The organism is Leifsonia sp. RCC_180, from assembly GCF_058138205.1.
Map to the genome: position 1 here is coordinate 1,137,438 of NZ_CP200340.1, position 19,231 is coordinate 1,156,668.

Here is a 19,231-nt window from a genome sequence, read left to right on the forward strand (position 1 = left end):
TCCACCGGTGTTTTGCAGGGTTCTCGGCTGGGTCGTTCCCTAGACTCGATTCGTGACCACGAGCCAGACCGACCCGATGATCGGCCGTCTCATCGACGGCCGGTATCAGGTGCGCTCGCGGATCGCCCGGGGCGGCATGGCCACCGTCTACCTGGCCACCGATCTGCGCCTGGAGCGCCGCGTCGCCATCAAGATCATGCACGGCCACCTGGCCGACGACTCCACCTTCAAGAGCCGCTTCGTGCAGGAGGCGCGCTCGGCAGCGCGCCTGGCGCATCCCAACGTCGTCAACGTCTTCGACCAGGGCCAGGACTCTGACATGGCGTACCTGGTCATGGAGTACCTCCCCGGGATCACGCTGCGCGATCTGCTGAAGGACTACGGCAAGCTCACGCCCGAGCAGACCATCGACATCATGGAGGCGGTGCTCTCGGGTCTCGCCGCCGCGCACAAGGCGGGCATCGTCCACCGCGACCTGAAACCCGAGAACGTGCTGCTCGCCGACGACGGGCGCATCAAGATCGGCGACTTCGGCCTCGCCCGCGCAGCCAGCGCGAACACGGCGACCGGTCAGGCGCTGCTCGGGACGATCGCCTACCTCTCCCCCGAACTCGTGACCCGCGGCGTCGCCGACGCCCGCAGCGACATCTACGCGCTCGGGATCATGATGTACGAGATGCTGACCGGCCAGCAGCCGTTCCAGGGCGAGCAGCCGATGCAGATCGCCTACCAGCACGCCAACGATTCGGTGCCCGCCCCGAGCGGCAAGAACCCGGCGGTTCCCGCGGAACTCGACGAGCTCGTGCTGTGGGCGACCGAGAAGGACCCGGATCGACGTCCGCGTGACGCACGGGAGATGCTCGACCGGCTGCTCGAGGCCGAGAAGGTGCTGCGCGGCGAGGCCGTGCTGCAGCCCACCATGGTCCTCCCGCCGGCGCTCGACCTCGACGCGGGCGACACCCAGATCATCAATCCGGCCATCCGGCAGCAGGTCGCGTCCGCGACTCCCGCCGCCACCGCGACGCTGACGAAGGCTGCCGCGAAGCGGCGGACGAAGGGCTGGTGGCTGCTCGCGCTCGTCCTGGTGCTCGCAGGGCTCGCCGGTGGCACCGGCTGGTACTTCGGGGCAGGTCCCGGCTCGCTGGTCGCGGTCCCGAACGTGGTGAACACGGCGCCGGATGCGGCGGCCGTGAAGCTGCACAAGCTCGGCTTCACGACGAAGCAGGCACCGGAGTACAGCACGACCGTGGCGAAGGGGATGGTGTCGAGCACCGACCCTGCGGCCGGAGTCCCCGCCGGGCGCGGAAGTGCCGTGACGCTCCGCGTGTCGCAGGGTCCGAAGCCCGTCACCATCCCGGCTCTCGCCGGTCAGACCGTCGACGCTGCGAAAGCGTCGATCACGGGCGTCGGCGCCAAGGTCGGCGACGTCGCACAGCAGTTCGACGCCAAGGTCCCGGCGAACACGGTCATCTCGGCGACCCGCGCGGACAACGGCGCGGACATCTCCGGGGGCGGCGGCTACTTCGAGGCGGCGGCGGTCAACCTCGTCGTGTCGGCCGGCGCGATCCCGGATGTGGCAGGCAAGTCTGTCGCTGACGCCTCCGCCATCCTCACCAAGGTGGGGCTGCTGACCTCGGCCGGCCCCGAGAGCTACAGCGACACCGTGGCCGACGGCGACGTGATCTCGGCCCAGCCGCAGCACGATCCGGTGCGCCCGGGCGACACCCTGCTTCTCGAGACCTCGAAGGGCCCGGAGCCGGTCACGGTGCCGGAGGTGGTGGGCAAGAACTGGGCCGACGCGAAGAAGGCGCTCACCGATGCCGGGTTCAAGCTGAAGTACAGCGCCATCGCCGACGTCGCGCCGTCCGCCTTCGTCGTCTCGAAGATCTCCCCCGGTTCCGGCACGCAGCAGCCCAAGGGCTCCACGATCACGATCAACTTCGCCGGGTTCTGACCGGCAAAACGAAGAAGTCCGACAACCCTGTGGGCCGCCGGACTCTCCGTCAGTGTGAACGCGCGTCAGGCGTGGGACAGCTCCTCAGCCACCAGGAATGCGAGCTCGAGCGACTGCATGTGGTTCAGCCGCGGATCGCACAGCGACTCGTACCGCGTCGCCAGCGTCTCCTCATCGATGTGCTCGGAACCTCCCAGGCACTCGGTGACGTCGTCGCCGGTCAGCTCGACGTGGATCCCGCCCGGGTTGGTCCCCGCGGCGCGGTGCGCCTCGAAGAAGCCCTTGACCTCATCCACGACGTCGTCGAAGCGGCGCGTCTTGTAGCCGTTCGGCGTGGTCAGTCCGTTGCCGTGCATCGGGTCGGTGACCCACAGCGGCTTCGCGTCGGTCCGCTTGATCGCCTCGAGGAGGGGCGGCAGCGCATCGCGCACCGTGCCCGCGCCCATGCGCGTGATGAACGTCAGCCGGCCGGGCTCGCGCTCCGGGTCCAGCTTGTCGATCAGGCGCAGCATGTCGTCGCGCGAGGTCGTCGGCCCGAGCTTCACGCCGATCGGGTTGCGCACGCGCGACAGGAAGTCGACGTGCGCGCCGTCGATCTCACGCGTCCGCTCGCCGATCCAGACGAAGTGCGCCGACGTGTTGTACGGCGTACCCGTGCGGGAGTCGATGCGGGTCATCGGCCGCTCGTAGTCCATGAGCAGCGCCTCGTGGCTGGAGTAGAACTCCACCCGGGTCAGCTCGTCGAAGTCGGCGCCCGCCGCCTCCATGAACTTGATGGCGCGGTCGATCTCCTTCGCCAGGCCCTCGTAGCGCTGGTTGGCCGGGTTCGCGGCGAAACCGCGGTTCCAGCTGTGCACCTGGCGCAGGTCGGCGAAGCCACCCTGGGTGAACGCGCGGATCAGGTTCAGGGTGGATGCAGCGGTGTGGTACCCCTGCACCAGCCGTCGCGGATCCGCCTGACGCGATTCGGGCGTGAAGTCGTAGCCGTTGACGATGTCGCCGCGGTAGGCGGGAAGCGTGACGCCGTTGCGGGTCTCGCTGTCGCTGGAGCGCGGCTTGGCGAACTGCCCCGCCATGCGGCCCATCTTGATCACCGGGACGGAGGCGCCGTACGTCAGCACGACCGCCATCTGCAGCACCGTCTTGACGCGGTTGCGGATGGCGTCGGCGGTCGCGCCGGCGAACGTCTCCGCGCAGTCACCGCCCTGCAGCAGGAACGCCTTGCCCTCGGCGGCTCGCGCCAGGCGGGTGCGCAACTGGTCGACCTCGCCGGCGAAGACGAGCGGCGGCAGCGTGGCGATCTCGGCGGACGCGGCAGCCGCGGCCTCAGGATCCGGCCAGGCCGGCTGCTGCTTGATGGGCAGCGTGCGCCAATACTCCAGGCCCTCGATCACGGACTCGTCAGGTCGCACGACGGGCTCTGTGGTCTGTAGCACTGGTCTTCCGCTCACTCAGATAGATCGGTGGATAGGTGGATAACCGAGCCTATCGCGCCGGGCGGCACGTTGGTCGCCGCGGGTCCTACCGTGACAGCGTCGCCCGCTTCTCCTTGACCGTGGTCGCGTAGACGTCCATGTACTCCTGCGCACCGAGGCGCTGCAGCTCGTACATGATCTCGTCGGTGACCGAGCGCAGGATGAAGCGATCACCCTCCATGCCGTCGAACCGGGAGAAGTCGAGCGGCTCGCCGACGATGATCCCGATGCGCCCGACCTTCGGAAGGCGCCTGCCGATCGGCATGATCTTCGCGGTGTCGACCATGGCGACCGGGACGACGGGCACGCCCGCCTCCAGGATCATGCGCGCGACGCCGGTGCGGCCCCGGTACAGCTTGCCGTCGGGGCTGCGCGTGCCCTCCGGGTAGATGCCGAGGATCTCGCCGCGCGCGAGGACGGCGAGGCCGGTGTTCAGCGACGCCTCCGACGCCTTGCCACCGGAGCGGTCGATCGGCAGCTGGCCGGTCGCGTTCATGAAGGCCTTGGTCGCCCATCCCTTCAGGCCCCTGCGGGTGAAGTAATCGCTCTTGGCGAGGAAGGAGACGTGCCGGTCGACCTCCAGCGGGAGGAAGACGGAGTCGATGAACGACAGGTGGTTGCTGGCCAGGATTACGGCGCCGTCGGCCGGGATGTTCTCGAGGCCCACGACCCACGGCCGGAAGATCCCGCGCAGGATCGGCCCCACCACCACGTACTTCATCAGCCAGTAGAACATCGAACCGAAGCCTAACCCTGCCGGCGACCTAGAGCGAGGATGCGTGCAGGCGCGCCAGGTCGGCGGCGCCCACCACGCCGGCGTCGTTCACCAGTTCGGCGATCGTGAACTCGGGCTCCGGGTGGAAGCCGCGAGCCGGCAGGTTCTCGACGTAGGCGAGGCGGATCGGCTCCAGCAGCAGCTCGCCCGCCTGGGCGACGCCGCCGCCGAAGACGAAGAGCTGCGGGTCGAGGATGGCGCCCAGGCTCGCGCAGGCCTGGCCGAGCCAGTCGCCCAGCTGCCGCAGGGCCGCAAGCGCGCCCGGGTCCCCTGCGCCGATCAGCGCGCTGATGTCGGTGCCGGTGAGCGTGCCGGTGCGGGAGCGGACATCCGCCAGACCCTGACCGATACCGCCCGCATCCGCGAACTCGTTCGCCATGCGCTGCAGCGCGCGTCCCGATCCGTACTGCTCGATGCAGCCGTGAGCGCCGCAGCCGCAGGGCAGCCCGCCGGGGACGACGCGCATGTGGCCGATCTCGGCTCCCGCACCGAAGCCGCCGCGGAATAGCCGGTCGTTGCTGACGATCGCCCCGCCGACGCCCGTCCCGATCGTGAGGACCACCATGTCCGAGACCAGCCGGCCGGCGCCGTACCGGAACTCCGCCCAGCCGGCGGCGTTCGCATCGTTCTCAATGATCACCGGGATGTCGAGGCGCGCCTCGAGCTTCTCCCGGAAGGGCTCGTGGCGCCAGTTGATGTTCGGCGCGTAGTAGACGGTGGACTGCGCCGCGTCGATGAAGCCGGCGGCGGCGACGCCGGCGCCTGCGATCTCCTCCGGGCCGTCCGAGAGCCGCTCGATCATCGCGACGACGGCGTTCTCGATCTCCGCCGGCCGGGTCGCGTCGGTCGGCACCCTGTCCTCGCGGACGATCGTGCCGAGCTCGTCGACGACGGCTCCGGCGATCTTGGTCCCTCCGATGTCGATGCCGATGGCGTGCACGTGTGGCCTTTCGGAGTCAGGGCGTGAGGGAGCGGCCGCCAGAGCCGGTCAGCTGACCCGCGGGAGGACCATCTAGAGTGTAATCAACCGAATCGGCCGAGGCCATTCGGCAGTACGCCCGCCCGCCGGTATCGAGGGAGCTACCGTGAAACAGATCGAAACACCCGTGATCGTCCCGCTCGACCCGGAGGCGAACGCCACCGACCTGCTGGTGCAGCGGGTGGCCCTGACGCCCGATCAGCCGCTGTTCAGCCTGCCCGACGGCGCCGGGTGGAAGGACGTCACCGCAGCCGAGTTCCACCGCCAGGTGATCGCGCTGGCGAAGGGCCTCGTGGCCGCGGGGATCGAGCCGGGCGACAAGATCGGCCTCATGTCGAAGACCCGTTACGAGTGGACGCTCATCGACTTCGCCGTCTGGTTCGCCGGTGCCGTCCTCGTGCCGGTCTACGAGACCTCTTCCCCCACGCAGATCCAGTGGAACATGTCCGACTCCGGCGCCATGTCGGTGATCCTGGAGACGGCGGAGATGCATGCGCGCTTCGACGAGGTGCACCCGGAGCTTCCGCTCGTCCGCAACGTGTGGCAGCTGCACCTCGGCGACCTCGACAAGCTGGTGGCCGGTGGTGTGGATGTGCCGGACGGCGAGATCGAGCGCCGGCGCAACCTCGCCCGCGGCGAAGACATCGGCACCCTCATCTACACCTCCGGCTCGACCGGACGGCCGAAGGGATGCGTGCTCACCCACTCCAACTTCGTCGAGCTGTCTCGCCAGTCGGCCGAGGCGCTGAAGGAGGTCGTGCAGCAGCCGGGGGGCGCATCCACTCTGCTGTTCATCACCACCGCGCACATCTTCGCGCGCTTCATCGCTGTGCTCTGCATCACCGGCGGCGTGCGGGTCGGTCACCAGGCCGACACCAAGCAGCTGCTTCCGGCGCTGGCGAGCTTCAAGCCGACGTTCCTGCTCGCCGTGCCGCGCGTGTTCGAGAAGGTCTACAACTCGGCAGAACAGAAGGCGGAGGCCGGCGGCCGGGGCAAAATCTTCCGCGCAGCCGCCGAGGTCGCAGTCGAGCACTCCAAAGCGGTCGAGGCAGGCTCCGTGCCGTTCGGCCTGAAGCTGAAGTTCGCGCTCTACGACCGGCTGGTGTACTCGAAGCTGCGCGCCGCCATGGGCGGCCGCGTGAAGTTCGCCGTCTCGGGCTCCGCCCCGCTCGGGTCGCACCTGGGCCACTTCTACCACAGCCTCGGCATCAAGATCCTCGAGGGCTACGGCCTCACCGAGACCACGGCTCCCGCCACGGTGAACCGTGCGGACAAGTTCAAGATCGGCACCGTCGGACCTGCGCTCCCCGGCGTCGACCTGCGTCTCGCCGACGACGGCGAGATCCAGGTGCGCGGCATCAACGTCTTCAAGGAGTACTGGAAGAACCCGGAGGCCACAGCCGCGGCGTTCGAGGACGGCTGGTTCCGCACCGGCGACCTCGGATCGTTCGATGACGACGGGTTCCTCACCATCACCGGTCGCAAGAAGGAGATCATCGTCACGGCCGGCGGTAAGAACGTCTCCCCCGCGGCGCTCGAGGACCCCATCCGCGCGAACCCGCTGGTCAGCCAGGTGATCGTGGTCGGCGACCAGAAGCCGTTCATCTCGGCCCTCGTGACGCTCGACACCGAGATGCTGCCCACCTGGCTCGCGAACAACGGCGAGGACAAGGACATGACGCTCGCCGAGGCGTCCGTGAACCCGGCCGTGCACGCCGAGATCCAGCGCGCGATCGACCACGCGAACGCCGGTGTGTCGCGCGCCGAGAGCGTGCGGAAGTTCGTCGTGCTCGCGACGGAGCTGAGCGAGGCGAGCGGCCACCTGACGCCGAAGCTGAGCATCAAGCGGAACGTCATCCTCGAAGACTTCGCCGATGTGATCGACGGCATCTACAGCGACAACCCGCGCACCGAGGGCTTCTCGCTGGCGCACTGACGGAGACTGCCCTCATGTACATTTGCATTGTTCCGATGTACAATTGGTCTCATGGACATCGTCAGTGCCGCTGAAGCGCGCAACCACCTCGCCGAAGTGATCGAGCGTGCGTCGCGCGCACCCGTGGCCATCGAACGTCGAGGCGAGCGCGCGGCCGTCATCGTCAGCCCGCAGGAGTACGACCGGCTCATGGAGGCGCTCGAGGCGATCGAGGACGCCGCCGCCTATGACACAGCCATGGCCGAAGAAGGGCAGAACATCCCCTGGGATCAGGTGAAAGCCGACCTCGGTCTCGCATGAGCTACCGGATCGAGCTGCGGCCGGCCGCTGTTCGCGCGCTCCGGAAAGTGGATCGGCGACAGCTCCCCCGGCTGCAGGGTGCGATCGCGCTGCTGGCGCAGGACCCGAGGCCACCGGGGGCGACGGCGCTGCGCGGGCGGCCTGGCTTCCGGGTGCGCGTCGGCGACTACCGCATCCTGTACACCGTCGAGGACGACGTCCTGCTGGTGGTCGTCGTCGACCTCGAGCATCGCCGCGAGGTCTATCGGTGAGCTACACCTCGTCGCGCCAGGAGTGCTGCGGGGCGTAGCCGAGGATGCGGCGGGCCTTGTCGATGGAAAGGAGGGTGTCGTTGACGCCCAGCTCCCGCTTCAGCGGCACGCCGGGGAACACCTCCGCGACCAGTTCGTCGTTCGGCCGGCTCATCACGGTGTCGGCTGCGGCGATGATGAACCGGTCGAAACCGGTGGTGTCCCACTCCAGCGCCCGGCGAATGGCCTGCGCGCCGTCGCGCGCGTCGATGTAGCCCCACAGGTTCCACTTGCGCGCGAACGGGTCGTCGTCGAAGGCGGCGAACGCGGCGTAATCCTCCGGGTCCATCACGTTGGAGAAGCGCAGCGCCACGATCTTCAGAGCCGGATCCCAGCGCACCAGCTCGATGGCCATCTGCTCCTCGAGGTGCTTCACCAGCGAGTAGGTGCTCTCCGGACGCGCCGGGTAGTCCTCGTCGACCGGGATGTACGGCGGCGGCACATCGAACGGCAACCCCAGCACGGTCTCGCTCGACGCGTACACGACATTGCGGATGCCCGCACGGCGAGCCGCCTGGAACACGTTGTACGTCACACGGATGTTGTTGTGGAACGTAGCCACATCGCTCGCCATGCCCGGGGCGGGAATCGCCGCCAGGTGCACGATCGCGTCGAGTCCGTCGTGCTTGTCGTTGACGCCGAGGATCGCATCCACCGTCTGGCCGTAGTCGGTCAAGTCCACCCGGACGAAACCGGAACCGCGCTCCCCCGCCGCATCCAGGACGACGACGTCATCCCCCGATTTCCGCAACTCGCGCACGACCGTGCGTCCGAGCTTGCCTGATCCTCCGGTGACCGCAATACGCATGCGGTCAGTCTACGAGGTGGCCGGGAGGCCAGGCGTCAGAACCAGTCGGACTCGCGGACCTGCTTCATCGCCTCGCGGCGCGACTCCTTGTCGAGGCGGTCCAGGTACAGCTTTCCGTCGAGGTGGTCCGTCTCGTGCTGGAGCGCTTGGGCCAGGACGCCGGTCCCGGACACCTCGATCTCGTTGCCCTCGAGGTCGGTACCCGTGACACGCGCGAAGGGATACCGCAGCGTCTTGAACCAGAGGCCCGGGACGGACAGGCAGCCCTCGTCCATCAGCTCCGGCTCGCCGGACACCTCCACGAGCACGGGGTTGATGACGTACCCGACCTGCCCGTCCACGTTGTAGCTGAATGCGCGCTCGTTGACGCCGATCTGCGGGGCGGCAACGCCGGCGCGGCCGGGCGGCAGGACGCTGTCCACCAGGTCTTCGACGAGGCCCCGCACACCGTCGTCGATCGTGCCGATCGGATCGGACGGGGTCTTCAGCACGGGGTCGCCGAACAGGCGGATCTGACGTTCGGTCACAGGTACTCCTCGAGAGAACAGACGGACGGTCGGGCGGGCTCAGTCGCGCTCGGCCGGAAGGCCCTCGACCACGAGGGCGGCCAGCGTGCGCGCCGAAAGGCGGGTGAGCGGCTTGAGGTCCTTCCACGACACGACCGAACCGGCGGCGAGCTGCGGGTCGTACGGCACCCGGACGATCTCGCGCACCCGCGAGCGGAAGTGCGCCTCGATCTCGTCCAGCTTCACCAGATTGGTGGCGTGCGTCGCCGTGTTGAGGGCGACGACAGCATTGCGGACGAGTTCGCCGTAGCCGTTGGCCTCCAGCCAGGTCAGCGTCTCGGAGGCGAGGCGCGCCTCATCCACGCTGCCGCCGGAGACGATCACCAGCGAGTCGGCCCGCTGCAGCGTCGCCCGCATCACCGAGTGCACGATGCCAGTGCCGCAGTCGGTCAGCACGATCGAGTAGTACCGGGCCGAGAGGTCGGCGACGACGTTGTAGTCGTTCTCGTCGAACGCCTCGGACAACATCGGATCGGTGTCCGACGCCAGGATGTCGAGGCGCGTCTCATCGCGCGACACCAACGTCGAGAAGTCGGTGAAGCCGCCGATGCTCGCAGCCTTGTGCACCACATCCCGAACCGTCGACCGGGTCTGCCGCGGCACCCGCTCGGACAGCGTGCCGCGGTCGGGGTTCGCGTCGATCGCGATGATGCGGTCTTCGCGAGCCGACGCCAGCGCCATCCCGAGCAGTGTGGTGACGGTGGTCTTGCCGACGCCTCCCTTGCGGGTCAGCACGGGCACGAACCGCGCACCGCCCTCCAGCTGCTTCTGGATGCGGTGGTCGAGCTCCTTGCGCGCCCGTACCTTGGCGGAGTCGCCCAGGTTCACGGTGCGGAAGGTCACGTTGTAGACGAAGCGCTGCCACGGACCCTCGGGGCCCGGACGCGTCTTGCGGTTGACCTCGAGCAGCCGGTCCGCGGTCAGCATGGCGGCAGGCTCCGGCTGCGCGGACTGCTCACCGCGCAGGCGATCGCGGCGCGAACCCGCGAACGCCTCGGCGGCCGGGAGCGGAGGGACCTCGTCCGCGGGCGTCTCCGCGGCATCCGGCGTCTGCGCGAGCCGGGACGCCACGATCGCGACCGACATCGTGGTCGGCTCGGCGGGCGACGCGACGAAACCGGGGTCGACCGGAACGTCGTCGATGGCGACGGCCGCCTCGTCCTCCGGAATCTCGGGCGCGGGCGCGGGCGGCAGGTCGACGGCGATACTCAGCGTCGATTGCACGTCCAGCGCCGTATCCACATCCAGCGACGGTGTCGTCTCGAACGAGCGCGCGGGCGTCAGCTCGTCGTCGGCCGGCACGAGGTCGCGCGGTTCGCGCGCCTCCGGCGTGTCGGCGTCGGGCCTGTCTGCCACGTGTTCTCGTTCTCCTTCGTCCGCGGGAGGGTCCCGCGACTCGTCATTGTAGGCCGCCCCGTCGCCGGGGCGCCCGTTCTCCACAGGTCAGGAGGGCTGGATGACCACGAGCAGGTCGCCCGCGTCGACCTGCTGGGTCTTCGGGATGGCAAGCCGCTCGATGGTTCCGGCGACCGGAGCCGTGATCGCGGCCTCCATCTTCATCGCCTCGATCGAGGCGACGGCCTGGCCCGCGGCGACCGAGTCGCCGACGCTCACCTGCAGGGTCACGACGCCGGAGAACGGCGCGGCCACCTGGCCGGGCTTCGCCGTGTCGGCCTTCTCGGCGGCCTTCGCCTCCACGACGATGCTGCGGTCGCGCACGAACACCGGCCGCAACTGGCCGTTGAGCGTGGTCATGACCGTGCGCATGCCCTTCTCGTCGGCCTCGCCGATCGCCTCCAGCCCGACGTACAGGCGGACGCCGCGGCTGAACTCCACGACATGCTCCGAGCCCTGCTTGAGGCCGTAGAGATAGTCGAGGGAGTCGACGACCGAGAGGTCGCCGAACAGCTCGCGCATCTGCTCCTGGATGCGGGTGGGCGCCGGGAAGAGCAGGCGGTTGAGCGTGGAGCGGCGCTCCTCGCTCGAGCCCTCCAGCGCACTGGCGTCGTCGGTCGAGAGGTCCTCGACCCCGATCTTGACCGTCTTGCCCGCCAGCACCTTGGTGCGGAACGGCTCCGGCCATCCACCGGGCAGCTCGCCCAGCTCGCCGGCCATGAAGCCGACCACCGAGTCGGGGATGTCGTAGTTCTGCGGGTTCTCGGCGAAGTCGTCCGGGTCGGCTTTGACCGCCGCGAGGTGCAGCGCCAGGTCGCCGACGACCTTCGACGACGGCGTGACCTTGGGGATCCGTCCGAGGATGCGGTTGGCCGCGGCGTACATGTCCTCGACCAGCTCGAAGTCCTCGGCGAGGCCTAGCGCCTTGGCCTGCTGGCGCAGGTTGGAGAGCTGGCCGCCCGGGATCTCGTGCTTGTACACGCGGCCCGTGGGGCCGGGCAGGCCCGACTCGAACGGGCGGTACACCTGGCGCACGGCCTCCCAGTACGGCTCGAGGTCCTCGACCGCGCTGAGGGAGATGCCGGTGTCGCGCTCGGTGTGGGCGAGGGCGGCGACGAGGGCGGAGGCGCTCGGCTGGCTGGTGGTGCCGGCCATGGGCGCGCTCGCCACATCCACCGCATCCGCACCGGCACGGGATGCCGCAAGCAGCGTGGCCAGCTGGCCACCCGGAGTGTCGTGCGTGTGGACGTGGACCGGCAGGTCGAACCGCTCACGGAACGCGGCCACGAGCTTCTCGGCGGCCGAGGGACGCAGCAGGCCCGCCATGTCCTTCACCGCGAGGATGTGCGCTCCCGACTCGACGATCTGCTCGGCGAGACGCAGGTAGTAGTCGAGGGTGTAAAGGTCTTCGGCCGGGTCGAGCAGGTCGCCGGTATAGCAGACGGCGACTTCGGCGATGGCGGAACCGGTCGCGAGCACCGACTCGATCGCCGGACGCATCTGCGAGACGTCGTTGAGGGCGTCGAAGATGCGGAAGATGTCGACGCCGGTGGACGCGGCCTCGCGAACGAAGGCATCCGTCACCTGGGTCGGGTACGGCGTGTAGCCGACGGTGTTGCGGCCGCGGAGCAGCATCTGGATGTTGATGTTCGGCAGCGCCTCGCGGAGCGTGGCCAGGCGCTCCCACGGGTCCTCACCGAGGAACCGGAGGGCGACGTCGTACGTCGCGCCACCCCAGGCCTCGACCGAGAGCAGTTCTGGCGTCATCCGGGCGACATACGGCGCCACCGCGACCAGGTCGCGGGTGCGAACACGGGTCGCCAGCAGCGACTGGTGCGCGTCGCGGAACGTCGTCTCGGTGACCGCGAGCGCCTTCTGCGCCCGCAGTGCCTCCGCGAAGCCCTTCGGCCCGAGCTCCAGCAACCGCTGACGCGAGCCGGCCGGGGCCGGCGCGGTGAGGTCGATCGCCGGCAGCTTCTCGGCGGGGTCGGCGCTCAGCGGGCGGGGCCCGTTCGGCTGGTTGACCGTGACGTCGGCGAGCCAGTTGAGCACCTTGGTCCCGCGGTCCTTCGATTCGCGGCCCTTGAACAGCTCGGGCCGCTCCTCGATGAAGGACGTGGAGACATGTCCGGCGATGAAGTCGGGGTCTTCCAGCACCGCCTGCAGGAACGGGATGTTCGTGGAGACGCCGCGGACGCGGAACTCGGCCAGTGCACGACGGGCGCGCAGCACGGCGGCCGGGAAGTCACGGCCGCGGGTGATGAGCTTCGCCAGCATCGAGTCGAAGTGCGGGCTGATCTGCGCGCCCGGGTTGATGGTGCCGCCGTCGAGGCGGATGCCCGCGCCGCCCGGCGAGCGGTACGTGGTGATCTTGCCGGTGTCGGGGCGGAAGCCGGCAGTCGGGTCCTCGGTCGTGATGCGGCACTGCAGCGCTGCGCCGCGGATGTGGACCGTCTCCTGGCTGAGGCCCAGGTCGGCCAGGGTCTCCCCCGCCGCGATGCGCATTTGCGACTGGACGAGGTCGACGTCGGTGATCTCCTCCGTGACCGTGTGCTCCACCTGGATGCGCGGGTTCATCTCGATGAACACGTGCTGGCCGGCGCGCTCCCCAGCGGTGTCGAGCAGGAATTCGACGGTGCCGGCGTTCTCGTAGCCGATCGAGCGCGCGAAGGCGACGGCGTCGCGGTAGAGCGCCTGACGGATGTCGTCGTCGAGGTTGGGGGCCGGGGCGATCTCGACCACCTTCTGGTGGCGGCGCTGCACCGAGCAGTCGCGCTCGAACAGGTGCATCGTGTCGCCGGTCGAGTCGGCGAGGATCTGCACCTCGATGTGACGCGGACGCAGCACGGCCTGCTCGAGGAACATGGTCGGGTCGCCGAAGGCGCTGTCCGCCTCGCGCATGGCCTCCTCGAGAGCCGGACGCAGCTCAGCCTTCGTGTTCACCCGGCGCATGCCGCGTCCGCCGCCGCCGGCGACGGCCTTCGCGAAGATCGGGAAGCCGATCTCATCCGCCTCGCTCAGCAGCTGCTCGATGTCACGCGAGGGATGCGACGACTTCAAGACGGGGACGCCTGCGGCGATCGCGTGCTCCTTAGCGGTGACCTTGTTGCCGGCCATCTCGAGCACCTCGGCGCGCGGGCCGATGAAGGTGATTCCGGCGGCACGGGCCGCCTCAGCCAGTTCCGGGTTCTCGGACAGGAAGCCGTAGCCCGGGTAGATCGCGTCGGCGCCGGACTCCTGAGCGACGCGGATGATCTCCTGCACATCCAGGTAGGCGCGGACCGGGTGGCCGGGCTCGCCGATCTGGTACGCCTCGTCGGCCTTCAGGCGGTGCATCGAGTTGCGATCCTCGTACGGGAACACGGCGACGGTCTCGGCGCCGAGCTCGTATGCGGCCCTGAAGGCCCGGATGGCGATTTCACCGCGGTTGGCAACGAGGATCTTTCGGAACATGGGGACCTTTCGAGCAGGGGTCGACACCACACAGCAAACGGTTAGGTTCTCTAAGACTAGTAAAGGTAACGTGGCTCTCGTGCACGTACTCAGCGTTAGCTCCCTCAAGGGCGGTGTCGGAAAGACGACGGTGACGCTCGGACTTGCCTCGGCGGCGTTCGCGAAAGGCCTTCGCACGCTGATCGTGGACCTCGACCCCCAATCGGATGTGTCGACCGGCATGGACATCCAGGTCGCCGGCCACCTCAACGTGGCCGATGTGCTCGCCTCTCCCAAGGAGAAGATCGTGCGCGCGGCCATCGCCCCCTCGGGCTGGACGAAGGGCCGCTCCGGCACCATCGACGTCATGATCGGCAGCCCGTCCGCCATCAACTTCGACGGCCCGCATCCCAGCATCCGCGACATCTGGAAGCTCGAGGAGGCGTTGGCGAACGTCGAGCACGACTACGAGCTCGTGCTGATCGACTGCGCCCCCTCGCTCAACGCGCTCACCCGCACGGCGTGGGCCGCGAGCGACCGTGTCGCCGTGGTGACCGAGCCCGGCCTGTTCTCGGTGGCGGCCGCCGACCGTGCGCTGCGCGCGATCGAAGAGATCCGCCGCGGACTGTCCCCTCGCCTCCAGCCGCTCGGGATCATCGTGAACCGGGCGCGCGTGCAGTCGCTGGAGCACCAGTTCCGGATCAAGGAGCTGCGCGACATGTTCGGGCCGCTGGTGCTGTCGCCCCAGCTGCCGGAGCGCACGTCGCTGCAGCAGGCGCAGGGCGCGGCGAAGCCACTGCACGTGTGGCCGGGCGAGAGCGCGCAGGAGATGGCGCACAACTTCGACCTGCTCTTGGAGCGGGTACTGCGCACCGCACGCATCGGGGAATACGCGGACGCTTCGTCCTGACGCTCGGGTCGAGGTTCCCGTCTGGGGTTCCGGCTGCCGATGACGTCCGTGGTTTCAGGACCGCGTTCTCAGGAGACCTCGCGGATCTCCTCAGAACAAGACGAGGGCACAACGAAAACGCCCGGCTAGCGGGCGTTTATGCGAAGGACTGCGCGCGGTCTACGACGCGCGGGTGCGCGCCGCGCGACGGGCGGCGAGCTCGTCCATGGACTCGGCCTGCGTGTCCAGTTCGACCAGGCTCGACTCGACCTCGCGGAGGACCTTGCCGACGGCGATGCCGAAGACGCCCTGGCCGCGGCTGACCAGGTCGATGACCTCGTCGTTGGAGGTGCACAGGTAGACGCTCGCGCCGTCGCTCATCAGCGTGGTCTGCGCGAGGTCGCTGACACCCGACTCGCGGAGCTGGTTGACCGCTGTGCGGATCTGCTGCAGCGAGATTCCGGTGTCGAGGAGTCGCTTAACGAGCTTCAGGACGAGGATGTCGCGGAAGCCGTACAGGCGCTGCGAACCGGACCCGGCGGCGCCACGGACGGTCGGCTCGACGAGGCCCGTTCGGGCCCAGTAGTCGAGCTGGCGGTACGAGATACCCGCAGCGCGGGCGGCGACGGCACCGCGGTAGCCGTTCACGTCGTCCATCTCGGGAAGGCCGTCGGTGAACAGGAGCCCGAGGTCGTACCGGGCGGCGCCGTCTTCACGACTCAGTTCGCTCATGTTCGTCGCCTCTCACCCCGGGTTGCGGATCGCGCGTCGCATCCGCGTCGCTTCATCAACGGTACCCATGCGGACCTCGCCGGGCAACGACATCCGCTGTTTCGGTTCCGGCGTGTCGAGCCTCGGGCCCCGGTTCATGGACGAAGCCGAGCGATGGATGAGCGGATGATGCTGCCGCGCACCACATCCAGCTGTGCCGCGATCTCCCGCGCGAGCTCGGCCGTGCGCGCCTTGCTGCTGACGTCGTTGCGCCGCGCGATCGGCACGAGGGCGGTCTCGATGAGGCCGATCTCGCGCTCCGCCGCCGCGCGGAAACCGCGCAGGTGCCGCGGCTCGATGCCGCTGCGACGCAACTCCGCGAGGGCGCGGAGCACCGTCAGGGCTTCCTCGCCGTACACGTCCGACGCGGCGATGAGGGAGGTACTGATCGCCTCCTGGAGGAGTTCGGCGTCGGCACCGGCCTCACGCAGCAGGTCGTCGCGACGGTAACGCCGGGACCCCGACAGGATGGACCCGGCTGACGCCGTTCCCGGGAATGCCGGGTCGAGCCCCGCATCGACGTCGGCGAAGTACTTCTTGATGACCTTGAGCGGGAGGTAGTGGTCGCGCTGCATGGCGAGCACGGCGCGCAGGCGCTCGACGTCGGTCGACGAGAACTTGCGGTACCCGGAGGCGGTGCGCGATGGTGACACGAGCCCGCGCTCCTCCAGGAAACGCAACTTCGACGACGACAGGTCGGGGAACTCGGGGCTGAGCCGAGCGAGGACCTGACCGATGCTGAGCAGGGCCGGAGCGCCCCCCGCGGCCCTGGTGGCCGGCCGGGCCACTAGCCGTTCGCCGCTGCGGCGAGGTCGTGACGCGAAGCGTAGAACGTGAGCCGGAACTTGCCGATCTGCACCTCGGCGGAATCGGAGAGCAGGGCGCTCTCGATCCGCACGCCGTCGTAGTACGTGCCGTTCAGCGAGCCCAGGTCGCGGACCTCGAAGGAGGTGCCGCGGCGTGTGAACTCCGCATGGCGGCGCGACACCGTCACGTCGTCGAGGAAGATGTCGGCGTTGGGATGGCGACCAGCGGTCGTCACGTCGGCGTCGAGGAGGAAGCGGGCGCCGGAGTTCGGGCCCCGTCGCACGATCAGCAGGGCGGAGCCGGAGGGCAGGGCGGCGATGGCCTCCTGCTCTTCCGGCGAAACTTCGCCCGAGGGGTACATCTTCGAGATGAACTCCTCGCCGAAACGCGCGGTCGTGTCCTCATTGCCGGCCGCATCCCGCAGGGGGCCCCGGGCGGCGTCGTCGGCTCCGCCGGCTGGACCGTTCGGGTTAATGTCTTCAGGCACCGTCAACCTCCTTGCCGTCCAGCGTATCGGATCGAACGCCGGTGTCATCGGCCGGAAGGCGGATTACCCGCGACGTCTCCCGGATGTACACGATCCCGGCCCACCAGTAGAGGAACGCGCCCCAGAGCGCGAAGGCCCAGCCGAGCGGCAGCGAGAAGGGCGCGAGGGGCGCGAACGCCTCACCCAGCATCAGCAGCGGAAGGGCCACGAACAGGCAGAAGGTGGCGACTTTCCCCAGGTGGTGCACCGGAAGCGGCCCGAAGCCGTGGTTCGCGAGGATGACGCCGAGGACGGCGAGCATCACATCCCGCGCCACGATCACGATGAACAGCCACCAGGGGATCACCTCGCGCCAGCAAAGCCCGATGAGGGCGGCGAAGATGTACAGACGGTCGGCGGCCGGGTCGAGCAGCTGCCCCAGACGCGAAATCTGGTTGAGGCGGCGGGCGAGGTAGCCGTCGAGGAAGTCGGTGACGCTGGAGAAGACGAGCACCAGCAGCGCGAGCCCGTCCTGACCCGTCACAACCAGCCAGAGGAAGACGGGCACGAGCGCGAGCCGGAAGAAGCTCAGCACGTTCGGGATCGTCCAGACCCGCGCGCTCACGGCAGCGCTCTCACCCTCCACGTCTTCGAGTCTAGTGAGCGTCCTCAGTGCACACGGGGTGTCCACTCCGCGAGCCGGTCGCGCAGCCCCATGGCGTCGTAGGGGGCGCGGACCTTCACATCGTTGTCGAAGTAGGCGTACACATCCCTGCCGGCCGCCAGCCACCCGCCGAGTTCCGCGGCCCACCGGTCGAGCGACTCGTCGGTGTACCCGCTGGTGTAGAGCTCCTCGTCGCCGTGCAGGCGCACGTACGCGAAGTCGGCGGTGTGCTCCCGGATGACCGGATAGCGGCCAGCGGTGTCCGCCAGCACGATCGCGACACCGTGCGCCTGGGCCAGCGCCGCGAAGGCGGGCACGTCGAAGGAGGCGTGCCGCACCTCGACGGCGTGCCGCAGCGGCCGGTCCTCGGTCACGGCGGTGTGGGTGCGGTCCTCGTCGAGGGTCGCCTCCCCCGCCAGTGCCGCCGCCTCGGTCGTCGTGCGAGGCAGCATCCCGAGGAACGCGTCCACCGCCTCCGGCTCGAACTGCAGGGTGGGCGGCAGCTGCCACAGCAGCGGACCGAGCTTCGGGCCGAGCGCCAGCACGCCGGAGGCGAAGAAGTTGGCGACGGCGGTGCGGGCGTTCTTCAGGCGCAGGATGTGCGTGATGTACCGGCCACCCTTCACGGCGAACACGAACTCGTCCGGCGTGTGCTCGGCCCACGTGCGGTAGCTCGTCGGCCGCTGCAGGGAGTAGAAGCTGCCGTTGATCTCGATGGAGTCGAGCCGCTCGGAGGCGTACTCGAGCTCCAGGCGATGCGGCAGCTTGGGCGGATAGAAGACGCCGCGCCAGGGGGCATACGTCCAGCCCGAGATGCCGACGCGGGCCAGCGCCATCAACGGCCCCGGAGCTGTTCGAGCAGGCGGCGCTCCCGCTTCGTGGGCCGGCCGGCACCGCGTTCGCGCAACACGGCCGCGGGCGTCTCCGTGCGCGGCGGGGGCGGCGGAGTGCGGTCCTCGAAGCAGTCGGCGGCCATCGCCGCGCTCACCCGCTTGGTGATCAGCCGCCGGGCGATGTAGATGCGCTCGACGTCCCCGACGAACGCGCGCACCTCATCCCCCACCTTCACCGGCTGCGCGGGCTTCGCGCGATCGCCGTTGACCTTCAGATGCCCGGCCTTGCAGGCGTCCGACGCCGCCGACCGGGTCTTGAAGAGCCGCACCGCCCAGGCCCAGGAGTCGACGCGGACGCTGCCCGGACCGGATGAGCCGGACGCGCCGGACGCGCCGGACGCGCCGGGCTTCGCAGGGGTGCCGGGCATCTCACACCGCCTCTTCGGCCAGCGACGCCTTCCACTTCACCAGGCTGCGCACGGTTCGGCTGCGGTCAGACGCGAGCTTCTGCATCACATCGGAGGGCACGAAGTAGTTCACGGCCACCCAACCGCGGACGGTCTCCGAGCGGTCGTCGGCGAGCTCGCGGAGGAGGTCGCAGGGGGTCGCCTCGTTCTTCGCCACGCACCCGCGCACACCCTCGTCCGGATCCTTCGCGAGGGACGCGATGACGTCCTCCGGGGTGTTATAGCTGCTGGCGACCGCCTCCCGGATCTTCGGGTTCGGGTCGGTCGCGAGGAGCCGCAGCCGGCGGATCTTGCTCTCGGTCACCTCGGGCGCGGGATGCAGCGCGGCGGCCTGCTCCGCAGTGAGCATCGCCGGCCGGTGGTCACGCATGGCCTGGCGCTGGGCAGGAGTGTTGAACCGGATGCACGACATGCTTCTACGGTA

Annotated in this window: 19 protein-coding genes; 5 read left to right on the forward strand and 14 right to left on the reverse strand. The window is 69.2% G+C overall.

The features are described 5' to 3' along the window. The first annotated feature begins 52 nt into the window (after window positions 1-52). Window positions 53-1,954 carry a Stk1 family PASTA domain-containing Ser/Thr kinase gene (gene pknB / locus AB7E03_RS05605; RefSeq protein ID WP_489940036.1) on the forward strand — a complete coding sequence of 634 codons (1,902 nt, stop codon included), beginning with the start codon at window positions 53-55 and terminating at the stop codon, window positions 1,952-1,954. A gap of 65 nt (window positions 1,955-2,019) precedes the next feature. On the opposite strand, the gene AB7E03_RS05610 is transcribed toward pknB, so the two are convergent. The 3 genes from AB7E03_RS05610 to AB7E03_RS05620 form a co-directional block, all read right to left on the reverse strand. Then, entirely contained in the window at window positions 2,020-3,348 is a 1,329-nt protein-coding gene (locus AB7E03_RS05610; RefSeq protein ID WP_489942868.1) for a class II 3-deoxy-7-phosphoheptulonate synthase, read from the reverse strand. A 127-nt stretch (window positions 3,349-3,475) separates the two neighbouring features. Then, a complete protein-coding gene (locus AB7E03_RS05615; RefSeq protein ID WP_489940038.1) occupies window positions 3,476-4,165 on the reverse strand; it encodes a lysophospholipid acyltransferase family protein in 690 nt (229 codons plus the stop codon). 28 nt (window positions 4,166-4,193) lie between these two features. Then, on the reverse strand, window positions 4,194-5,144 hold the full coding sequence (locus AB7E03_RS05620) for an ROK family glucokinase (RefSeq protein WP_489940040.1): 951 nt from the start codon (window positions 5,142-5,144) through the stop codon (window positions 4,194-4,196). 145 nt (window positions 5,145-5,289) lie between these two features. Here AB7E03_RS05620 and AB7E03_RS05625 point away from each other — a divergent pair, with 145 nt between their 5' ends. From AB7E03_RS05625 to AB7E03_RS05635, 3 genes are read left to right on the forward strand one after another with little or no spacing between them, the layout of a single operon-like run. Beyond that, the gene (locus AB7E03_RS05625) at window positions 5,290-7,119 is read left to right on the forward strand and encodes an AMP-dependent synthetase/ligase (protein ID WP_489940042.1); all 1,830 of its coding nucleotides are present in this window, start codon (window positions 5,290-5,292) and stop codon (window positions 7,117-7,119) included. Between the two features lie 51 nt (window positions 7,120-7,170). Continuing rightward, on the forward strand, window positions 7,171-7,419 hold the full coding sequence (locus AB7E03_RS05630; protein ID WP_489940044.1) for a type II toxin-antitoxin system Phd/YefM family antitoxin: 249 nt from the start codon (window positions 7,171-7,173) through the stop codon (window positions 7,417-7,419). Beyond that, window positions 7,416-7,670, forward strand: a complete 255-nt coding sequence (locus AB7E03_RS05635; protein WP_489940046.1) for a type II toxin-antitoxin system RelE family toxin — start codon at window positions 7,416-7,418, stop codon at window positions 7,668-7,670. Before AB7E03_RS05630 ends, AB7E03_RS05635 begins: the two co-directional genes overlap by 4 nt. A gap of 1 nt (window position 7,671) precedes the next feature. Here AB7E03_RS05635 and AB7E03_RS05640 read toward each other — a convergent pair whose 3' ends face one another. The 4 genes from AB7E03_RS05640 to AB7E03_RS05655 all read right to left on the reverse strand — a co-directional run bounded on the left by AB7E03_RS05640 (window position 7,672) and on the right by AB7E03_RS05655 (window position 13,931). Continuing rightward, on the reverse strand, window positions 7,672-8,517 hold the full coding sequence (locus AB7E03_RS05640; protein WP_489940048.1) for an NAD-dependent epimerase/dehydratase family protein: 846 nt from the start codon (window positions 8,515-8,517) through the stop codon (window positions 7,672-7,674). Between the two features lie 35 nt (window positions 8,518-8,552). Continuing rightward, on the reverse strand, window positions 8,553-9,044 hold the full coding sequence (gene def / locus AB7E03_RS05645) for a peptide deformylase (RefSeq protein WP_441781899.1): 492 nt from the start codon (window positions 9,042-9,044) through the stop codon (window positions 8,553-8,555). A gap of 39 nt (window positions 9,045-9,083) precedes the next feature. After that, a complete protein-coding gene (locus tag AB7E03_RS05650) occupies window positions 9,084-10,439 on the reverse strand; it encodes a MinD/ParA family ATP-binding protein (RefSeq protein ID WP_489940050.1) in 1,356 nt (451 codons plus the stop codon). Window positions 10,440-10,526: 87 nt separating this feature from the next. Then, entirely contained in the window at window positions 10,527-13,931 is a 3,405-nt protein-coding gene (locus tag AB7E03_RS05655) for a pyruvate carboxylase (protein WP_489940052.1), read from the reverse strand. A gap of 79 nt (window positions 13,932-14,010) precedes the next feature. Between AB7E03_RS05655 and AB7E03_RS05660 the strand changes: the two genes are divergently transcribed. Then, window positions 14,011-14,820 carry a ParA family protein gene (locus tag AB7E03_RS05660; RefSeq protein WP_441782985.1) on the forward strand — a complete coding sequence of 270 codons (810 nt, stop codon included), beginning with the start codon at window positions 14,011-14,013 and terminating at the stop codon, window positions 14,818-14,820. A gap of 159 nt (window positions 14,821-14,979) precedes the next feature. Here the strand turns inward: AB7E03_RS05660 and AB7E03_RS05665 are convergent, their stop codons facing one another. From AB7E03_RS05665 to AB7E03_RS05695, 7 genes are all read right to left on the reverse strand, one after another. Then, complete coding sequence (locus AB7E03_RS05665) at window positions 14,980-15,531, reverse strand: MerR family transcriptional regulator (RefSeq protein ID WP_489940054.1); 552 nt, start codon at window positions 15,529-15,531, stop codon at window positions 14,980-14,982. Between the two features lie 134 nt (window positions 15,532-15,665). Then, window positions 15,666-16,358, reverse strand: coding sequence for a transcriptional regulator FtsR (gene ftsR, locus AB7E03_RS05670; protein WP_489940056.1), 693 nt, complete (start codon window positions 16,356-16,358; stop codon window positions 15,666-15,668). Beyond that, window positions 16,358-16,864, reverse strand: coding sequence for an FHA domain-containing protein (locus AB7E03_RS05675; RefSeq protein ID WP_489940058.1), 507 nt, complete (start codon window positions 16,862-16,864; stop codon window positions 16,358-16,360). The genes ftsR and AB7E03_RS05675 overlap by 1 nt, the downstream gene beginning before the upstream one ends. Continuing rightward, entirely contained in the window at window positions 16,857-17,489 is a 633-nt protein-coding gene (gene clsA / locus AB7E03_RS05680; protein WP_441781893.1) for a cardiolipin synthase ClsA, read from the reverse strand. Before clsA ends, AB7E03_RS05675 begins: the two co-directional genes overlap by 8 nt. A 23-nt stretch (window positions 17,490-17,512) precedes the next feature. Then, window positions 17,513-18,343: a DUF72 domain-containing protein gene (locus AB7E03_RS05685; protein ID WP_489940060.1), complete on the reverse strand. Its 831-nt coding sequence runs from the start codon at window positions 18,341-18,343 to the stop codon at window positions 17,513-17,515. After that, window positions 18,343-18,768 carry an RNA-binding S4 domain-containing protein gene (locus AB7E03_RS05690; protein WP_489940062.1) on the reverse strand — a complete coding sequence of 142 codons (426 nt, stop codon included), beginning with the start codon at window positions 18,766-18,768 and terminating at the stop codon, window positions 18,343-18,345. Before AB7E03_RS05690 ends, AB7E03_RS05685 begins: the two co-directional genes overlap by 1 nt. A 1-nt stretch (window position 18,769) precedes the next feature. Then, a complete protein-coding gene (locus AB7E03_RS05695; protein ID WP_489940064.1) occupies window positions 18,770-19,219 on the reverse strand; it encodes a HEAT repeat domain-containing protein in 450 nt (149 codons plus the stop codon). Window positions 19,220-19,231 lie beyond the last annotated feature (12 nt).